Origin of the sequence: Parafrankia sp. Ea1.12 (genome assembly GCF_900465275.1) — a bacterium.
In the GTDB taxonomy this organism is placed as follows: domain Bacteria; phylum Actinomycetota; class Actinomycetes; order Frankiales; family Frankiaceae; genus Parafrankia; species Parafrankia soli.
The window spans coordinates 1-16,468 of sequence record NZ_UBIZ01000613.1; the positions used below are offsets into that span (position 1 = coordinate 1).

The window sequence follows — 16,468 nt, forward strand, 5'->3', positions numbered from 1 at the left end:
GTTGGCGGCTGACACAACCACAGGAAGGAACGTTCGTCTGGACGGGCCCGTTCGGGGCGACGCGCGTCACCCACCCACATTCATACGTCGAACCGCAACACAAGGCTGGCACGGCGGGAGGGGGTGGTGATGAACCATCAGGCAACACCGCCTCGGGGCGGAAAATACCCCACGACACACAGCCACCATTCCGACCCCCACCACACCCAAACCCAGGCCCCGGAATTCCAGCATCGAGTGCGGTGCGCTCTTGAGTGCTCGCTGTGGATCTTGGCGGCGTGTACCGCGTGTGGTCTGTTTCTGATCTTCGCGGTGTGGTGGGGCGGTCTGGCGGGGCTGTGCCGGGGTGGTCCGGACATGGCGCGCTCGCGCCGGTATCCCTGCTCGACCCAACCAGGCGGCCAACTGGGCGGGCCCGGCGGGTGAACCCGAGCGACTCGCAGAGCCGGATCGCACTGGTGTTCGTGGCGATGGTGTGCGGACAGGCCCCGGCAGCGAACCCGTCCGGGAGACCGTGCGGAGCGCGCGTCCCTGATCAACCGGCCGGCGGCTCCGGTGCCCGGGTCAGCCGACCGGCGCGGAACGGGGGCCGGGGGTGAAGGTGATGGGGACGTGCAGGGGCGCCCGGGTGAGGGTCGAGTGGAAGTGGATGTCGGCATCCTCGCGGAGGCGGATGTCGTGCATCCGCCGAAGCAGCTCCTCGAGGGCGATCCGCATGTTCAGCCGGGCGACGTTCGAGCCGAGGCAGCGGTGCGGCCCGGCGCCGAACGCGAGATGGCGGTTCGGCGAGCGGTCGATGTCGAAGGTCTTCGGGTTCGGGAACTCGGCGTCGTCGTGGTTGGCGGAGGCCCAGTAGATGAGGACCCGGTCGCCCTTGCTGATCTGCTTGCCGTCGAGCTCGATGTCCCGGGTGGCGGTCCGGGCGATCGCGATGAACGGCCCGTCGAGCCGCAGCAGCTCCTCCACCCCGGCGGGAATCCGCTCAGGATGCGAGCGCAGGTAGGCGGGGATCTCCGGCTGCCGGCTGAAACGCAGCAGCATCAGACCGAGCGCCCCGGCCGTCGTCTCGAGCCCACCCAGGATGAGGAGCTGGACGATGCCGACGATCTCCTTCTGGGTCAGCGGGCGGCCCTCGAACTCCGCCTTGAGGAGGGCGTCGACGACGTCACCGCGGGGCGGGCGCTGCCGCCGCTGCTCGACGAAACCGTTGATCCACTCGGAGAGACCGGCCCAGCACTCCTTACCGATCGGGTCGTTCGGAATGGAGGCCTTGGAGGCGAGGAAGGAGACCTTGTCGAGGTCCTCGGTGGGGGCGTCCAACGCGAACTTGAAGAACGACAGGCTCGGGAACGGGCGGGCGAAGTCGTCCATGAACTCGCACTCGCCGCGCTCGATGAACTCGTCGATGAGGTCGGTGACGAGCGCGCGTGCCGGGGCCTCCCAGCCCGCGATCGCTTTCGGCGTGAAGTGCGAGTTCACCAGCTTCTTGTAGACGCGCTGCTCCGGCGGGTCGACCTCCACCGGGATGTTGCGGACGTGCGTCGTGCTCGGCGGGATCGCCAGCCCGTAGGCGGAGCTGAACGACTCCCAGTCCTGGGCGACGTTGAGGACGTCCCCGTACTTCGTCACCACCCAGAAGCCGCCGTGCTGCCCGGTGTGCGTGACCGGGCATAAGGTCCGCATCCGGTCCATCGTCTCGGGAAAGACGGCCGCCAGGTCATGCGAGAGGTGGTCGAAGTCCTTCAGGCACCATTCGTCGGGCATCGGGGCGGCGGCAGGCGTGGGCATCTGGTCCTCACTTTCTCCGAGACGTTCACGGGTAGTTGTGTTCGTTTCCGCCAGGGCGCCCGCACCCGGCCGCCCGGATCAGGCTGTGTCGATCCAGACCGACTTGACGTTGAGGTACTCGTCGAGCGCCTGGTGCCCCATCTCCCGGCCCCAGCCGCTGGCCTTGTATCCACCGAAGGGAACGGCCGGGTCCATGAGGTTGAAGTTGTTCACCCACACCGTTCCGGCCCGCAGGTCGCGCGCCATCCGGTGGGCCTTGCCGATGTCCCGTGTCCACACCCCGCCGGCCAGGCCGAACTCGGTGTCGTTGGAGCGGGCCGTCACCTCTTCGATCGAGTCGAAGGGCAGCACGCAGGCGACCGGGCCGAAGATCTCCTCTCGCACCACCCGCATCTCGTCGTGCACGTCGGTGAGGACGGTCGGCGCGACGAAGTAGCCCCGGGCCAGGTCGTCGGTCTCGATGCGGGCACCGCCGGCGGCGGCCCGCGCGCCCTCCTCCCTGGAGAGGTCGAGGTAGCCGACGACGCGCTCGAGCTGCTCGGCCGAGACCAGCGGCCCGATCCTGGTCTTCGGGTCGAGGCTGTTGCCGACCTGCAGGTTCGCGGCGAACGTGGCGATCCGCTCGACGAACTCGTCGTGGATCGACCGCTCTACGAAGATGCGGGTTCCCGCGCAGCAGATCTGGCCGGAGTTCGTGAACACTGCCATCGCCGCGCCGGGCACGGCCCGATCCAGGTCCGCGTCGGCGAAGACCACATCGGGCGACTTGCCGCCCAGCTCCAGGGAGACCCGCTTCAGGTTGCCGGCCGCCGCCCGCACGATGTGCTGCCCGGTCGTCGTGGACCCGGTGAAGGCCACCTTGTCGACGTCCGGATGCGCAGACAGGGCCGCGCCGGCCGTCTCCCCGGGGCCGGTCACGATGTTCACCACGCCGGGCGGGATCCCGACCTCGGTGAGCAGCTCACCGAGCCGCAGCGCGGCGAGGCTGGCCTCCTCGGCGGGCTTGAGCACCATCGTGCATCCCGCCGCCAGCACGGGCGCGATCTTCCAGATGGCGTTGCTGACCGGCCGGTTCCAGGGCACGATCGCGGCTACCACCCCGATCGGCTCCTTGAGCGTGTAGCTGAGGACCTGGCGCGGGATCGAGTTGGGGATGGTCTCCCCGTGGATCTTGGTAACCCAGCCGGCGAAGTAGCGCAGGACGCCGGCCTCCCAGGACGAGCCCGGCTTCGTCCCGGGGCGGCGGCGCCCGATCGGCGCGCCCATGTCGAGCGCCTCGAGCAGCTTCAGCTCCTCCTGGTGGGCCGTGACCGCGTCCGCGAACGCCCAGATCAGGTCCTGCCGCTCACTGGGGAGCATGCGCCGCCACGGGCCCTCGAAGGCCGCGCGCGCCGCGGCGACGGCCCGGTTGACGTCCTCGGTGCCGCCCTCGGCCAGTTCGGTCAGCGTCTCGCCGGTGGACGGGTTGATGCTGGGAAAGGTCCGGCCGGAGGCCGCCTCGCTCCATTCTCCGCCGATCAGCAACCGCCGTGGCCCGCCGCCGAGGAACGGGAGCGCCACCGCGTCGGGGGGCGTGAGTGTCGACACCGGTTCTCCTCTTTGTGGCGGGTCAGTGGCGGGGTTGGTTCGGTGGCCTCGGGTAGGTGCCCGGCCCTGGTGCCCGGCACCAGGGCCGTCCCGCCGTGCTAGTCGATGAGCTCGTAGAAGGTCCGGATCGGCGGCGGGTCGGTCTGCAGCGAGCTGCTGCGCCGGACGCGGCCGGCGTTCGACGAGGCGCGCAGGTCCTGCAGCGGTGTGGCGAGGTCGTCAGCCTCGATCTCGTAAATGGTTATGTACTCGAGCGTCCCCGGATCGGCCGTCACGTCGGCGGTGTCGCGAACCCGGTAACGGCGCGCGCCCACAAAACCGGGGATCTTGAGGATGTCGGGCACGTGCTCCTCGGAATACCACTTGTTGTACTCGTCCTCGCGCTCGGCGGAGACGGGACGGGTCTGCACGACCAGAATGCCCTTCGGCACGCGATCCTCCCGGTGTCGTTGGCGGCTGCCCGGGACGGTTCTCCGCGGCGGAAGGCGTCGGTATCCCGGACGAGGTGGATGCTAAGCCGCGCTGTCCCCGTCAGGAGACGTTTCCCGCACCCGGTGTCACGGGGTCGGCTGGGACGCCGTCACGAGCGCGGCGGGAAGCCCGATGCTGCGGGTCTCCAGGAAGCCGGCCAGGCCCTCGGGGCCGAGCTCACGGCCGAGACCGGACTGCTTGAACCCACCGAAGGGCACCAGCGGGAACGGCGGATAGGCGCCGTTGACGGCCACGCTGCCGGTGCGGATGCGCCGGGCGACCTCCACGCCGCGTGCCGGGTCGGCCGACCACACACCGCCGGACAGCCCGTACTGGGAGTCGTTCGCGATGCGGACGGCGTCGTCGAGGTCGTCGTAGGGGAGGAAGCAGAGGACCGGCCCGAAGATCTCCTCCCGGGCGATCCGCATGTTGTTGTCGACGTCGCCGATGATGGTCGGGGCGACGTACCAGCCCCGCGGCAGGTGCTCCGGGCGGACGCCGCCGGCGACCACGCGGGCGCCGTCGCGCACCGCGCCCTCGATGTAGCCCTCGACCCGCGTCCGCTGCCGCTCGGCGACCAGGGGGCCGACGAAGACGGAGGGGTCGTGCGGGTCGCCGACCGAGACGCCCGCGGCGGCCGCGGCGGCGATCTCGAGCACCTTCTCGTAGCGCGACCGCGGCACCAGGACGCGGGTGTGCGCACCGCAGACCTGGCCGGAGAGGTGCATGCCGCCGCGCACGACAGTCGGGACGACGGTGTCGAAGTCGGCGTCGTCGACCAGGATCGAGGCCGACTTGCCGCCCAGCTCGAGGGAGACCCGCCGGACGGCCTCGCCGCACAGACTCATGATCCGCTGGCCGGCAGCCGTCGACCCGGTGAACGCGACCTTGGCGACGTCCGGGTGGGTGACCAGGTACTCGCCGACCTCGCGGCCGCCGGGGACGACGTTGACCACGCCGGGCGGCACACCCGCCTCGTCCATCGCGTCGGCGAGGATGAAGTTGCTCAGCGGGGCCTCGGGCGCCGGCTTGAGGACGACCGTGCAGCCGGCGGCCAGCGCCGGAGCGGCCTTCCACGCGGCCAGCGTGACCGGCGCGTTCCAGGGAACGATCGCGGCGACCACGCCGACCGGTTCCTGCGTCACCAGGGCGCCGCGGTCACCGGCCAGCACGGTCCGCTCGAACTCGTAGCTGCGGGCCAGCTCGCTGTAGTACTCGAAGACGGGGGCGACCAGGCCGGTCTGGGCGGCCTTGGCCTGGCTGGTCGCGCAGCCCATCTCGTCGGTGGTGACCTGGGCGATCTCGGTTTCGTGCTTGCGCAGGGCCTCGGCGGCCCGGGCGAGGATGTCGGCTCGCTCGGCCGCGGACATCCGTGGCCAGGGGCCGTTCTCGAAGGCGTCGCGCGCGGCGCGGACCGCCCTGTCCATGTCCTCGCGGGTGGCTTCGGGTAACGCGCCCACGATCTCTTCGGTCGAGGGCGACACCACGTTCAGAGTCCCGGAGCCGGCCGGCGCGGCCCAGGTGCCGTTGATATAGAACGCATCCCTGTACATCAGCCGGTCACGCACAGTGCCTCCCTGGGAGTGACTCTCGGCGGAGCCTAACACCATGAGCGAGTGCTCGCTAGCTTGAATTGATCTTCGTTGGTGTGGTCCGCACTGGTCGTCGACCTTATCAACCATGTGAGTGCTTACTTGCTACCAACGTGCCAGATCGTCGGGCCAGGTGCTGGCCAGAGCGATTCGACGAGCCGGGGTGGCCGTGCCCTCACAGGTATTCCGGGCTGGCGCGGCCGGCCGGCATCCGACCGTCCGCCGGCGCTCGGGGGGCCGGCGCTCGGGGGCCGGCGAGTGAAGCGAGTTGGCTCAGCCATCCTCTTGATCGCACACACACAGCTCACTTCGGCGCTGACACCGCAGCGGGCGCAGGCGTCAGCTGGGAGGTGGGGCGACCGGCAGGGTGGGGCGACCGGCCGGGTGGGGTCAGCGCCGGCGGCGGGAGGGCTCGATGACGGGGAAGAAGCCCTTGATCGTGCTCTCGCTGATCAGGGCGACCGCCCGATCGCGGTTGAACAGGTCGTTGTGGCGGCTCTCCATGGCCAGGACGAGGGCGATGCCCATCACCGCGCGGGCGGAGAGGTCGGGCGACTCGAACTCGAATCCGTAGCGGTCCTCGACGTCGCGCCAGGCATCGGCGAGCCGGTCCATCGCGACCGCGAAGTGCTTGCGGTAGAACCGCCGGCCGACCTTCGGATCGCCGAAGAGCACCAGGCCCAGCAGCGGGAGGACTTCCTCCAGGGTGGAGATGAGCTGGCGGTAGAGGCCGTTCATCGTCTGCAGCTGCCGCTCGGGGGTCAGCGGCTCCTCGAGATCGACGACCTCGGTCGCGGCGACGAGCTCGTCCACGGCCTCGCGCAGCGGCTCGACCACGGCCTCGTAGAAGAGCTGGTCCTTGCTCTCGAAATGGCGGTAGATCACGCCTTCGCTGATTCCGCCACGCTCGGCGATCGCCTTGATGGTCGTGCCGTTCATGTCGCCCGTCTCGATGAAGGCCTGGCGGGCGGCCTTGAGGATCGAGCGCTTGCGGGCCTCGGCGGTGAGCCGCCGAGGCCGTTGTGACCCGGTGGCGTCGGGGGAGTGGGCTACCTGCTCGGCCATGGTTCCTCCCGGCACGCCTAGTACCACAGCTAGTGAATGAACGTACACTACTTCAGCTGGGGGAATCACCGGCTCCGAGAAACGCCGCACCCTCGCGATTTCGGTGTCATGTGCGTCACTGTCGTCCGTGACATTGTTGTCCGTGTCACCGCCTGGCGGGCGCAGCTCGGCGATCGTAGATCATGCGGGCTGCGGGTCGTAGGCGGCGGGTGCCCGGCTCCGGCGATCCACGAGCGGCGTCCGTGCCGCTTGACGGGACACGGCCAGCCTCCCTAGCATTTTTGATGAATGAGGGCTTACTCATCAGTCGACCGCCCGTCCGGCGGACCGGAGGAACGGATGCCATGCACGACATCGTGATCTATGGCGGCGAGGTGGTCGACGGGACGGGTTCGCCGCCCCGTCGCGCGGACGTGGCGATCGACGGGGAGCGGATCACCGCGGTCGGTGAGGTGAGCGAACCCGGCCGCCGCCGGATCGACGCCCGCGGGCGCCTGGTGACCCCGGGATTCGTCGACATCCACACCCACCTCGACGCGCAGCTCTTCTGGGACCCGGTGGCCAGCCCGTCCTCGTGGCACGGCGTGACCAGCATCGTCCTGGGCAACTGCGGCGTCACGTTCGCGCCCGTGCGGCCCGGCGAGCAGCGCTACCTCGCCGAGATGATGGAGTCCGTCGAGGACATCCCGGCCGACACGATCATGGACGGGATCGACTGGAGCTGGGAGAGCTACGGCGACTACCTGAAGGCGCTCGGCCGCCGGCAGCTCGGCGTCAACGTCGGCGGCATGATCGGCCACTGCGCGCTGCGCTACTACGTCATGGGCCCACGTGGCCTGGACGAGGCCCCCGCCACCGACGAGGACATCGCGAAGATGGCGGCGGTCGTCGGCGAGGCGATCGACGGCGGCGCCCTCGGCTTCTCGACGTCCCGCAGCTTCATGCACACCGTGCCGGACGGCCGCGCCGTCCCGGGCACCTACGCCCTGCAGGCGGAGCTCGCCGCGATCGCCGGGGCCCTCGCCTCGCGCGGGCGCGGCACGATCGAGGTCGTCCCCCGCATCGGCGAGCGGGACGGACCGGAGCGGCAGAACTCCGTCGCCGAGCTGGCCTGGATGGAGGAGGTGAGCCGCGCCTCGGGGCGCCCGCTCACCTTCGCGATCATGCAGAGCGACCGCCGGCCCGGCCTGTGGTCCTGGGTGATGGACGAGGTGGCCGCCGCCCGCGGCCGCGGCGCCGACCTGCGTCCGCAGACCGCGGCCCGGGGCAGCGGCATCCTCTACGGGCTCGTCGGCCGCACGCCGTACGACGCGCTGCCGGGCTGGGCGAAGTTCATGGAGCAGCCGTGGGCGGAGCGGCTGGCGGCGCTCCGCGACGCCGAGGTGCGCCGCGCGCTGGTCGAGGAGGCGGAGAACCCGGTCGAGCTGTCGGGCCCGCTGGCGCCGAAGGACCCGTCGAAGCTGTACCTGCTCCCGCCCGGCCCGGCGCGGTACGACGTCGACCCGGGTAACAGCCTGGCGGCCGAGGCGGCTCGCCGCGGGGTCAGCCCGGCGGCGGCGTTCCTCGCCTGCACCCTGGAGACCGACGGCCGCGGGCTGCTCTACTACCCGGTGCTCAACCAGGACCTCGACGCCGTCGCCGCGATGATCACCAACCCGGACGTCGTCGTCGGGGTCGGGGACGCCGGCGCGCACGTGGCCCTCACCATGGACGCGGGCCAGCCCACCTTCCTGCTGCGGCACTGGGTGCGCGACAAGGGCCTGCTGGACGTCGGCACGGCGGTGCGCAAGCTGAGCGCCGAGGGGGCCGAGCTGTTCGGCCTCGCCGACCGGGGCGTCCTCACGCCCGGCGCCTTCGCCGACGTCAACGTGATCGATCTGGATCGCCTCGACCTGGACACCCCCGAAATGCTCGCGGACTTCCCGCACGGCGCGAACCGGTTCGTCCAGCGGGCGCGGGGCTACGACTACACCCTCGTCAACGGCCGTGTCCTGATCGAGGGCGATGAGTTGACCGAGGAGCGTCCGGGACGGATCGTGACCGCATGACAGCGGTTCCCGATCAGTTCGGGTTGTTCGACTTGTTCGCCCTCAAGGACCGGGTCGCGGTGGTGACCGGGGCGTCGTCCGGCCTCGGTGCGGGCATCGCGCGGGCGCTGGCCGCCGCCGGTGCCCGGGTGGCCGTGGTGGCGCGCCGCCGCGACCGGCTCCTCGCGCTCGCGGAGGAGCTGGGCGGCCTGGCCGTCGGCGCCGACCTGCTCGACCCGGAGCAGGTCGACGCCGTGGTGCCGCAGGTCGCCGCCGAGCTCGGCGGGCCGGAGATCCTGGTGAACGCCGCCGGTGCCCGCCTCACCGAGGAACGCGCCGAGAGCGAGCCGCTCGACGCCATCAACCGGACCCTGGCGCTGAACCTGGTGGCTCCGCTCCGGCTCAGCCAGGCGGTGTTCCCGCACATGAAGGCGGCCGGGCGGGGCGCGGTGGTCAACATCTCGTCGATCAGCGGCATCGTCGGTGTCCCCGGCATCCCGCAGGCGTCGTACGCGGCCAGCAAGGCGGGGCTGTCCGGGCTCACCTCCGAGCTGGCCGTCCAGTGGGCGCGGCACGAGATCCGGGTCAACACCATCGCCCCGGGCTTCTTCCGCAGCGAGATCACCGACAGCCTCTACGACACCGAGAGTGGCCAGAACTGGCTGCGGCGGAACACCCCACTGCCCGGCGACGGCCGGGTGGAGGACTTCCTAGGCGCGGTCCTGTGGCTGGTCAGCGACGCGGGCCGGTACGTGACCGGCCAGACCATCGCGGTGGACGGCGGCTGGACGGCCCGCTGACCGCCCACGCTCGACGTGCTGGCCCGGGCGCGCCGTACCGCCCGGGCTAGACGCGCCAGATGGGGTTCGGGACGGCGTACGTCTGCCGGGACCTCGCGTCGGTGACGGTGACCACGCTGTCGTCGAACCGGTCGAGGAGGTAGGCCTGTGAGGCGGTGAGGTGGGCGCGGGTGATGCGCTCGGCCGCCGGCGCGCGGCCGGCCGTGATCTCGGTGAGGATCCGCCGGTGCGTGCGGACGACCTGCTCGGCCTCGACTTCGGCGGGGTACGCGCCCCTGCTGGCGGCCGACTCCGCCCAGGCCTGTTCCTGGGCGGACCACAGCGCCACCAGGCTGCTCACGATGTGGCGGATCGTGGCGTTCGGGGTGAGCGCGACGACGAGTTCGTGGAACTCGCGGGCGGCGTGCGTGAACGCGCTGCCGGTGCCCACGAACCCGGCCGTGGCCTCGACGTTCGCCCGCAGCACGGGGACGATCCGCTCGTGCCGGTCCGGCGCCGCCGCGCACTGTGCGGCGCACAGCGGCTCGAAGGTCTGCAGCCCGGTGGCCAGGTCGCCCAGCGTGACCCGGCCGGCCTGCAGCGCGAGCCCGAGATGGTAGGCGGCGGACGCCTCGTCGGGGCGGTGCACCTCGGCGCCGCCGACCTTGCCGCGCCGCACGGTGACCAGGCCCTCGGTCTCCAGGATCCGGATGGCCTCCCGCACGGACGGATAGCTCACCCCGAACTCCTGGACGAGCTGGTCCTGGGTCGGGAGCTGGTATCCGTCCGTCCCGTCGCCGGCGAGGATGCGCGCACGCAGGGCCGCGGCGACGGTCTCGGCGATCCGAACCTGCGAGACGCGCCCGCGGCGGCTGATCGACACCCCGCGAGCATACCGCTCGTTATCCTTATAAGTATTGAAGGTTGACGCGATTCGGACTACTTTTCCGGTCCATGGAGTACGAGATGGGCGAGGGCGTGGCGACCCTGCGCCGGGAGCTTCGTCAGCTGGTCCGTGAGCACGTGCCACCCGACTTCCTCGGTGCCTTCACCGCCGACCCCGCTGACCTCGAGGTCGCCCAGGCGTTCTGCCGGACCCTCGCGGAGCGCGGCCTGCTGTGCATGGCCTGGCCCCGCGAGTTCGGCGGGCGCGAGTCGTCGCCGTGGGAGCAGATGGCCGTCCGCGAGGAGATGTGGGCCCTGCACGAGCCGCGCGGCGCGCAGTACATGGGCGTCAACTGGGTCGGCCCGACGATCATGCGGCACGGCACGGCCGAGCAGCAGGCCCGCCACCTGCCTCCGATCTCCCGCGGCGAGGTCATCTGGTGCCAGGGCTTCAGCGAGCCCGAGGCGGGCTCCGACCTCGCCTCCCTGCGCACCACCGCCCGCCGCGACGGCGACGGCTGGCGGGTCACCGGCCAGAAGGTCTGGACCTCCTACGCCACGATGGCGCAGTGGTGCTTCCTGCTGGCCCGGACGTCCAAGGGCGCCCGCCGGCAGCAGGGCCTCACGGTCTTCCTGGTGCCGATGTCCGACCCCGCGATCGAGGTCCGTCCCATCGCCAGCATGATCGGTCCACATCACCTCAACGAGGTGTTCTTCGACGAGCTGCGGGTGACCGAGGCGGACGTCCTCGGCACCGTGGACGAGGGCTGGTCGCTCGTCCAGGAGGTGCTGGCCTTCGAACGGGTGGGTATCGCCCGCTACGCCCGGGTCGAGCGGCTGCTGCACGAGGCTCCCACCGCCCTCGGTGACCAGTGGGAGAAGCTCCCCGAGGAGCTGCGCGGCCGCTGGGCCCGGATGCTCGTGCACGCCCGCCGGGCCCGGCTGCTCGCCTACCGCGTCGTGGCACTGCAGGCCAGCGGCCGGATCAGGCCCGACGACTCGGCCGCCTACCGGATCGCGGTGACCCGGCTGGACCAGGAGAGCGCGGAGGTGCTCATGGACATCGTCGCCGAGGCGTCCCTGCCCGACGAGGCGGGCCGCCGGTTCCGCCGCGCGGTCGCCGACCACCGGCGCTACTCGGTGTCGGCCACCGTGGCCTCGGGCAGCGTGGAGATGCAGCGGATCCTGATGGCGCGCGCCCTGCTGGCGGCGTCATGACCGCCGTCCTGGGCGCGGCCACGAGCACGGACATGAACACCGAGCTGAGCGACGAGGCCGCCGAGTACGGCCGGACGGCCCTGCGCGCCTTCGAGGCGGCCGGCGGCGACGAGCTCGTCCAGGCCGCCGAGCGGGAGCCGGAGAAGCGGGCCGGCCTGATCGAGCCGCTGCTGGACGAGATCGGCGCCTGGGAGCTCGACCCGCGCGCCGGCGGCGACGAACTGGAGGCCGCGGCCGCGCTGTGCCGGGCCGCCGGCTGGTGGGTGCTGCCCTACCCGCTGGCCGAGCGGCTGTGCCGGCCGGCGGACGGCTCCACGGCCGGCCTGGTCCTCGCCGCCGGGACCGGAGCCGGCGTCGGCACCGGCCCGACCCCGGCGGCCGCGGTCGCCGGGCTCGGCCAGCGCTGGTCGACGGTCACCCTGGACGGTCGCCGCGGCGTGGCCACCGCCCGCCCGCCGGCGGAGGGGCCCCGCTACGGCGCGTTCGTCGCCGAGCTCGACCCCGAGCCGGTCGCGACGTCCACCGGGACCGGGACCGGCACGGAGGATGGCACCGCCGACGGCCGCGCGGACGCCGCGCTCGCGCTGGTGCTGCCGTGCTGGACGCTGCTCGGCATGCTCGACCGGGCGCTCGACCTGACCCGGGCGCACGTCCTCGCCCGCCAGCAGTTCGGCCAGCCGCTGGCCCGGTTCCAGGGCGTGCAGTTCCAGCTGACCGACGCCGAGGTCGAGCGGGTCGGGGTCGAGGAGCTGGCCAAGTTCGCGCTGTGGAGCGTCCAGGCCGGCCACGGTGACGCCGTCGAGGACGCGCTCGCGCTGCGGCACGCCGCCCTGGAGGCGGCCGACCTGGTGTTCCGGGTGACCCATCAGCTGCACGGCGCGATGGGCTTCTGCGACGAGACCACGCTGTCCTGGATCTCCCGCTACAGCCAGCCCGTGCGCCGCCATCCGCTCAGCCTGTCGGCCACCCGCGACCACCTGACCCGCCGGATCGGCCGGGCGGGCCTGTCCGGCCCGTTCGCCGGGCCCGCGGGAGCCGCCGCCCGTGCCGGCGCGGGTTCCGCCGCGGGTTTCGGTGAGGAGGGGCAGCCGCGATGAACACGTCCACCGAGGACCTGGCGGAGTTCCGCGCCGAGGTCCGCCGCTGGTGCCGGGAGCACGTGCCGGCCGACTGGCGGCGCGCGCAGACGGTCGCCGGCGACGCCGAGTTCGTGGCCTTCCAGCAGGCCTGGTTCCAGGAGCTGCGTACGGGCGGCTACGCCGTCCCGCACTGGCCCGCCGAGTGGGGCGGCGGCATGCCGGCCGCCCAGCAGGTGGTGCTGTACCAGGAGCTCGCGGCCCACGACGCGCCGCGACTGGTGCTCGGCTTCGTCTCCATCCACCATGCCGCCTCGACGCTGCTCGCCGCGGGCACCGACGAGCAGCGGGCGCGGCACCTGCCCGCGATCCTCGACGGCGAGATCTGGGTGCAGGGCTTCTCCGAGCCCGAGGCCGGATCCGACCTGGCCGGCCTGCGCACCACCGCGCGTCGCGAGGGTGACGGCTTCGTCGTCGACGGGCAGAAGCTGTGGGCCAGCGGCGCCGCGCACGCCGACTGGTGCCTGCTGCTGGCCCGCACCGATCCCGCCGCGCCCAAACGGCGCGGGATCTCCTACTTCCTGATGGACATGCGCTCACCCGGGCTGGACGTCCGTCCGGTGCGCAACGCGGCCGGCGAGTCGCACTTCTGCGAGATCTTCCTCAACGGGGTGGTGATCCCGGCCGAGAACCTGGTCGGCCCGGTGAACCAGGGCTGGCAGGTGGCCCAGGCGACGCTCAGCGCCGAGCGGGGGATGACGATGCTCGAACTGGCCGAACGGCTGGGCAACGCCGGGTTCCGCTGGCTGGTCGAGGCGTGCCGGGGGCCGGCACCCGGCGGGGGGCGGCTCGTCGACGATCCCCGGGTGCAGGACCGCCTCGCCGAGCTGGAGACCGAGATCGCCGGCCTGCGGGCGCTGTGTCTGGGGCTGGTCGAGCGGCACGAGGCCGGCACCGCCGGCCCGGCGGACGCCTCGGTCGTCAAGCTCTACTACAGCGAGCTGCTCCAGCGGACGATGGACTTCGCGGTCGAGGTCGCCGGGCTGCCGGCGCACACCGAGCTGCGCAAGCCGGCGTCCAGCGGCTGGGAGTCGGGGGCCTGGGTGCTGGACTTCATCGGTTCCTGGGAGTGGACGATCCCCGGCGGCACGAGCGAGATCCAGCGCACGATCATCGGTGAGCGCGGGCTCGGCCTGCCCCGTGAGCCGGTGGTGCCGGCATGAGCGCCGGTCCGGGCACCGCGGGCCCGGCGGGCGCCGTGGGCGCCGTGGGCGCGAGCACGCCGCAGGATGTGGACGACCTGCGCGAGCTGCACCGCGAGCTGCGTGACGTGGCGCGCGACATGCTCCGCAAGACCACCGGCCGCACCGGCGACGACGAGGCGCCCGTCCCGGTCGACTGGTCGCTGCTGGCCGGCTCGGGCTGGCTGGGGCTGGAGGTGCCCGAGGAGCTCGACGGCGCCGGCGCGACCTTCGCCGAGGTCGCGGTCGTGCTGCACGAGATCGGCCGGGCCGCCGCCAGCAGCGGCTACCTCGGCTCGGCCGTGCTCGGGGTCGGCGCGCTGCGCCTGCTCGAGCCCGGCGCCGGCCGGGACGAACTGCTGGCCGCGGTGGCCGCCGGCGAGCAGCGCCTCGCCGTCGCGCTGCCGGCCGGTGACGACGTCACCATCCCGTTCCACGTCCGCCCGGCGACGCCCGGCGACGCGCCCGGTGTCGGCGGGGGGGCGCGGGTCGACGGCACCGCCGGCTTCGTGCTCGACGCGGCCGAGGCCGACCAGCTGCTCCTGGTGGCCCTCGACCCGACGGGCGTGCCCGTGGTGGTGCGGGTCCGCCCGGACGACCCCGGGGTCACCGTCACCGGGCAGCCGGTCGTCGACGAGACCCGCAGCCTGGGCACCGTCACCGTGGACGGCGCGGTGGTCGACGCCGGGTCGGTGTGGCAGTTCGGAACGGACCCGCAGGAGTCCGTCCGTCGCCTGCTGGACCGCGCGGCGCTGGCCGTGGCCTGCGACTGCCTCGGCCTGGCCGAGGCGATGCTCGAGGCCACCGTCGACTACGCCGGCACCCGGCGGCAGTTCGGACGTCCGATCGGGTCGTTCCAGGCGGTGAAGCACGCCTGCGCCGACATGTTCGTGCGGATCTCGGTGGGCCGGGAGCTGCTGGCGGCGGGGGTGGCCGCGGTGGCGTCCGACGACCCGCAGGCCGGGGTGGCCGTGTCGCGGGCGAAGTCCTACGTCTGTGTCGCGGCCGTCGACGTCGCCGGCCGGGCCATGCAGCTTCACGGCGGCATCGGGTACACCTGGGAGGGCGGCGTCCACGTCTACCTCAAGCGGGCGCTGCTGGGCCGGGCGCTGTTCGGCGCGCCCGCCGCGCACCGTGCCCGTCTCGCCGCGCGGTTCGCCGAGCCGGCGGACGACCCGCTCACCGAGTAGACCGCCCACCGAGTAGGCGGACTGGCGGGCCTGGCGGCCCGGCCGGCGGGCTGGTCCCCGCGCCGGCCGGGCTCGCCGCCGGGCCCGCCCGCGGCGTTGGCGCAGGTAGCGGACCGTTCGTCGACCAGCCCGGCGGCTTCACTGGTGCTCCGGCTGCGCGCTGAGCTACCATATACGTGAGCGTTCGCTTTCTTGCGCCGAAGTCAGGGAGGACTTGTGTCGTTCAGCTGGTTCATTTCGGTCGACGACCACCTCATCGAGCCGGCGCGGCTGTGGCAGGAGCGCCTGCCACAGCGCTGGCGCGACACCGGGCCCCGCATCGTGCGGGACGGTAAGTCGGAGTTCTGGGTCTACGAGGACCGCCAGATCGTCACCACCGGCCTGAACGCCGTGGCGGGCAAGACCCGCGAGGAGTTCTCGCCGGAGCCGATCTCGTACGAGGACATGCGCCCCGGCTGCTACGAGCCCGCGGCCCGGGTGGCCGACATGAACCAGGGCAACGTGCTGTCGTCGATCCTGTTCCCGTCGTTCCCGCGGTACTGCGGCCAGGTCTTCCACGAGGCCAAGGACAAGGAGCTCGGGCTGCTCTGCGTCCAGGCGTGGAACGACTTCATCCTGGAGGAGTTCGGCGCGGCCTACCCCGGCCGCTTCATCCCCATGATGATCATTCCGCTGTGGGACCCGGTGGCCGCGGCGGCCGAGATCCGGCGGACGGCGGCCCGCGGCGGCCGCTCGATCGCCTTCTCGGAGAACCCGACCAAGCTCGGTCTCCCGTCGATCCACACCGACTTCTGGGAGCCGATGTTCGAGGCCTGCGACGAGACCGGCTACGTGATCTCGATGCACGTCGGGTCGTCGTCCAACCTGATCCGCACCTCGCCGGACATGCCGACGCTGGCCTTCATGGCCTACTCGGCGGCGGCGAACCAGGCCGGCACGTTGCTGGACTGGCTGTTCAGTGGCATTTTCGACCGGTTCCCGAACCTCAAGATCGCTCTTTCCGAGGGCTCGATCGGCTGGATTCCGTACTTCCTGGAGCGGGCTGAGCAGGTCATCGACAAGCAGCGGTTCTGGGCGTCGCGGTTCGATATCGACATGAACGCCTCCCACGAGCGCGGCGAGGCCAAGGGCGAGGCGAAGTTCAACCTCGACACCAACATTCGCCAGCTCTTCGCCGACCACGTTTTCGGCACCTTCATCGAGGACCAGGCCGGCGTCCGCCTGCTCGACATCATCGGTGAGGACAATGTGATGCTCGAGTGCGACTACCCGCACTCGGACTCCACCTGGCCGGACACCGTGAAGCTGGCCGGCGGCTGGCTCGGGCACCTTTCCGACGAGGTCCAGCACAAGATCACGATCGGGAACGCGGCCCGCGTCTACAACTTCACGCCTGCTGACCCGGCGACCATCACGCTGTGAGCTCGGTCGGCGTCTCCCGGACGGGAGTCGCCGGCTGGCCGGTACCGGCTGGCGGCACCGGCTGGAATCATCACGACCGCGGCCTCGTTCCGGTCACGGGATTCAGCACCCGCGGAGAATCTTTCAG

Annotated in this window: 13 protein-coding genes; 7 read left to right on the forward strand and 6 right to left on the reverse strand. The window is 72.0% G+C overall.

Translation table 11 applies throughout. The features are described from left to right. Positions 1 to 564: 564 nt before the first annotated feature. The 5 genes from FMEAI12_RS32985 to FMEAI12_RS33005 all read right to left on the reverse strand — a co-directional run bounded on the left by FMEAI12_RS32985 (position 565) and on the right by FMEAI12_RS33005 (position 6,503). Positions 565 to 1,788 (reverse strand): cytochrome P450, encoded by a 1,224-nt coding sequence (locus tag FMEAI12_RS32985; protein WP_112109049.1) that lies wholly within the window; start codon positions 1,786 to 1,788, stop codon positions 565 to 567. A 78-nt stretch (positions 1,789 to 1,866) separates the two neighbouring features. Continuing rightward, on the reverse strand, positions 1,867 to 3,375 hold the full coding sequence (locus tag FMEAI12_RS32990) for an aldehyde dehydrogenase family protein (RefSeq protein ID WP_112109050.1): 1,509 nt from the start codon (positions 3,373 to 3,375) through the stop codon (positions 1,867 to 1,869). Positions 3,376 to 3,473: 98 nt separating this feature from the next. Next, positions 3,474 to 3,806, reverse strand: coding sequence for a DUF4286 family protein (locus FMEAI12_RS32995; RefSeq protein ID WP_071067129.1), 333 nt, complete (start codon positions 3,804 to 3,806; stop codon positions 3,474 to 3,476). Between the two features lie 126 nt (positions 3,807 to 3,932). Beyond that, positions 3,933 to 5,414 carry an aldehyde dehydrogenase gene (locus tag FMEAI12_RS33000; RefSeq protein WP_112109051.1) on the reverse strand — a complete coding sequence of 494 codons (1,482 nt, stop codon included), beginning with the start codon at positions 5,412 to 5,414 and terminating at the stop codon, positions 3,933 to 3,935. A gap of 414 nt (positions 5,415 to 5,828) precedes the next feature. Further along, entirely contained in the window at positions 5,829 to 6,503 is a 675-nt protein-coding gene (locus FMEAI12_RS33005; RefSeq protein WP_112109052.1) for a TetR/AcrR family transcriptional regulator, read from the reverse strand. Positions 6,504 to 6,847: 344 nt separating this feature from the next. Between FMEAI12_RS33005 and FMEAI12_RS33010 the strand changes: the two genes are divergently transcribed. Beyond that, on the forward strand, positions 6,848 to 8,551 hold the full coding sequence (locus FMEAI12_RS33010; protein ID WP_112109053.1) for an amidohydrolase family protein: 1,704 nt from the start codon (positions 6,848 to 6,850) through the stop codon (positions 8,549 to 8,551). Next, positions 8,548 to 9,330: an SDR family NAD(P)-dependent oxidoreductase gene (locus FMEAI12_RS33015; protein WP_112109054.1), complete on the forward strand. Its 783-nt coding sequence runs from the start codon at positions 8,548 to 8,550 to the stop codon at positions 9,328 to 9,330. The genes FMEAI12_RS33010 and FMEAI12_RS33015 overlap by 4 nt, the downstream gene beginning before the upstream one ends. 46 nt (positions 9,331 to 9,376) lie before the next feature. Here FMEAI12_RS33015 and FMEAI12_RS33020 read toward each other — a convergent pair whose 3' ends face one another. Continuing rightward, positions 9,377 to 10,192 carry a FadR/GntR family transcriptional regulator gene (locus FMEAI12_RS33020; RefSeq protein ID WP_112109055.1) on the reverse strand — a complete coding sequence of 272 codons (816 nt, stop codon included), beginning with the start codon at positions 10,190 to 10,192 and terminating at the stop codon, positions 9,377 to 9,379. A gap of 71 nt (positions 10,193 to 10,263) precedes the next feature. Between FMEAI12_RS33020 and FMEAI12_RS33025 the strand changes: the two genes are divergently transcribed. From FMEAI12_RS33025 to FMEAI12_RS33045, 5 genes are all read left to right on the forward strand, one after another. Continuing rightward, positions 10,264 to 11,412 carry an acyl-CoA dehydrogenase family protein gene (locus FMEAI12_RS33025; protein ID WP_112109056.1) on the forward strand — a complete coding sequence of 383 codons (1,149 nt, stop codon included), beginning with the start codon at positions 10,264 to 10,266 and terminating at the stop codon, positions 11,410 to 11,412. Then, the gene (locus FMEAI12_RS33030) at positions 11,409 to 12,509 is read left to right on the forward strand and encodes an acyl-CoA dehydrogenase family protein (protein ID WP_112109057.1); all 1,101 of its coding nucleotides are present in this window, start codon (positions 11,409 to 11,411) and stop codon (positions 12,507 to 12,509) included. Before FMEAI12_RS33025 ends, FMEAI12_RS33030 begins: the two co-directional genes overlap by 4 nt. Continuing rightward, positions 12,506 to 13,711 carry an acyl-CoA dehydrogenase family protein gene (locus FMEAI12_RS33035; RefSeq protein ID WP_020464250.1) on the forward strand — a complete coding sequence of 402 codons (1,206 nt, stop codon included), beginning with the start codon at positions 12,506 to 12,508 and terminating at the stop codon, positions 13,709 to 13,711. The genes FMEAI12_RS33030 and FMEAI12_RS33035 overlap by 4 nt, the downstream gene beginning before the upstream one ends. Next, on the forward strand, positions 13,708 to 14,919 hold the full coding sequence (locus FMEAI12_RS33040) for an acyl-CoA dehydrogenase family protein (protein ID WP_112109058.1): 1,212 nt from the start codon (positions 13,708 to 13,710) through the stop codon (positions 14,917 to 14,919). Before FMEAI12_RS33035 ends, FMEAI12_RS33040 begins: the two co-directional genes overlap by 4 nt. A gap of 216 nt (positions 14,920 to 15,135) precedes the next feature. Then, positions 15,136 to 16,341 (forward strand): amidohydrolase family protein, encoded by a 1,206-nt coding sequence (locus tag FMEAI12_RS33045; RefSeq protein ID WP_112109059.1) that lies wholly within the window; start codon positions 15,136 to 15,138, stop codon positions 16,339 to 16,341. The last annotated feature ends 127 nt before the right edge of the window (positions 16,342 to 16,468 follow it).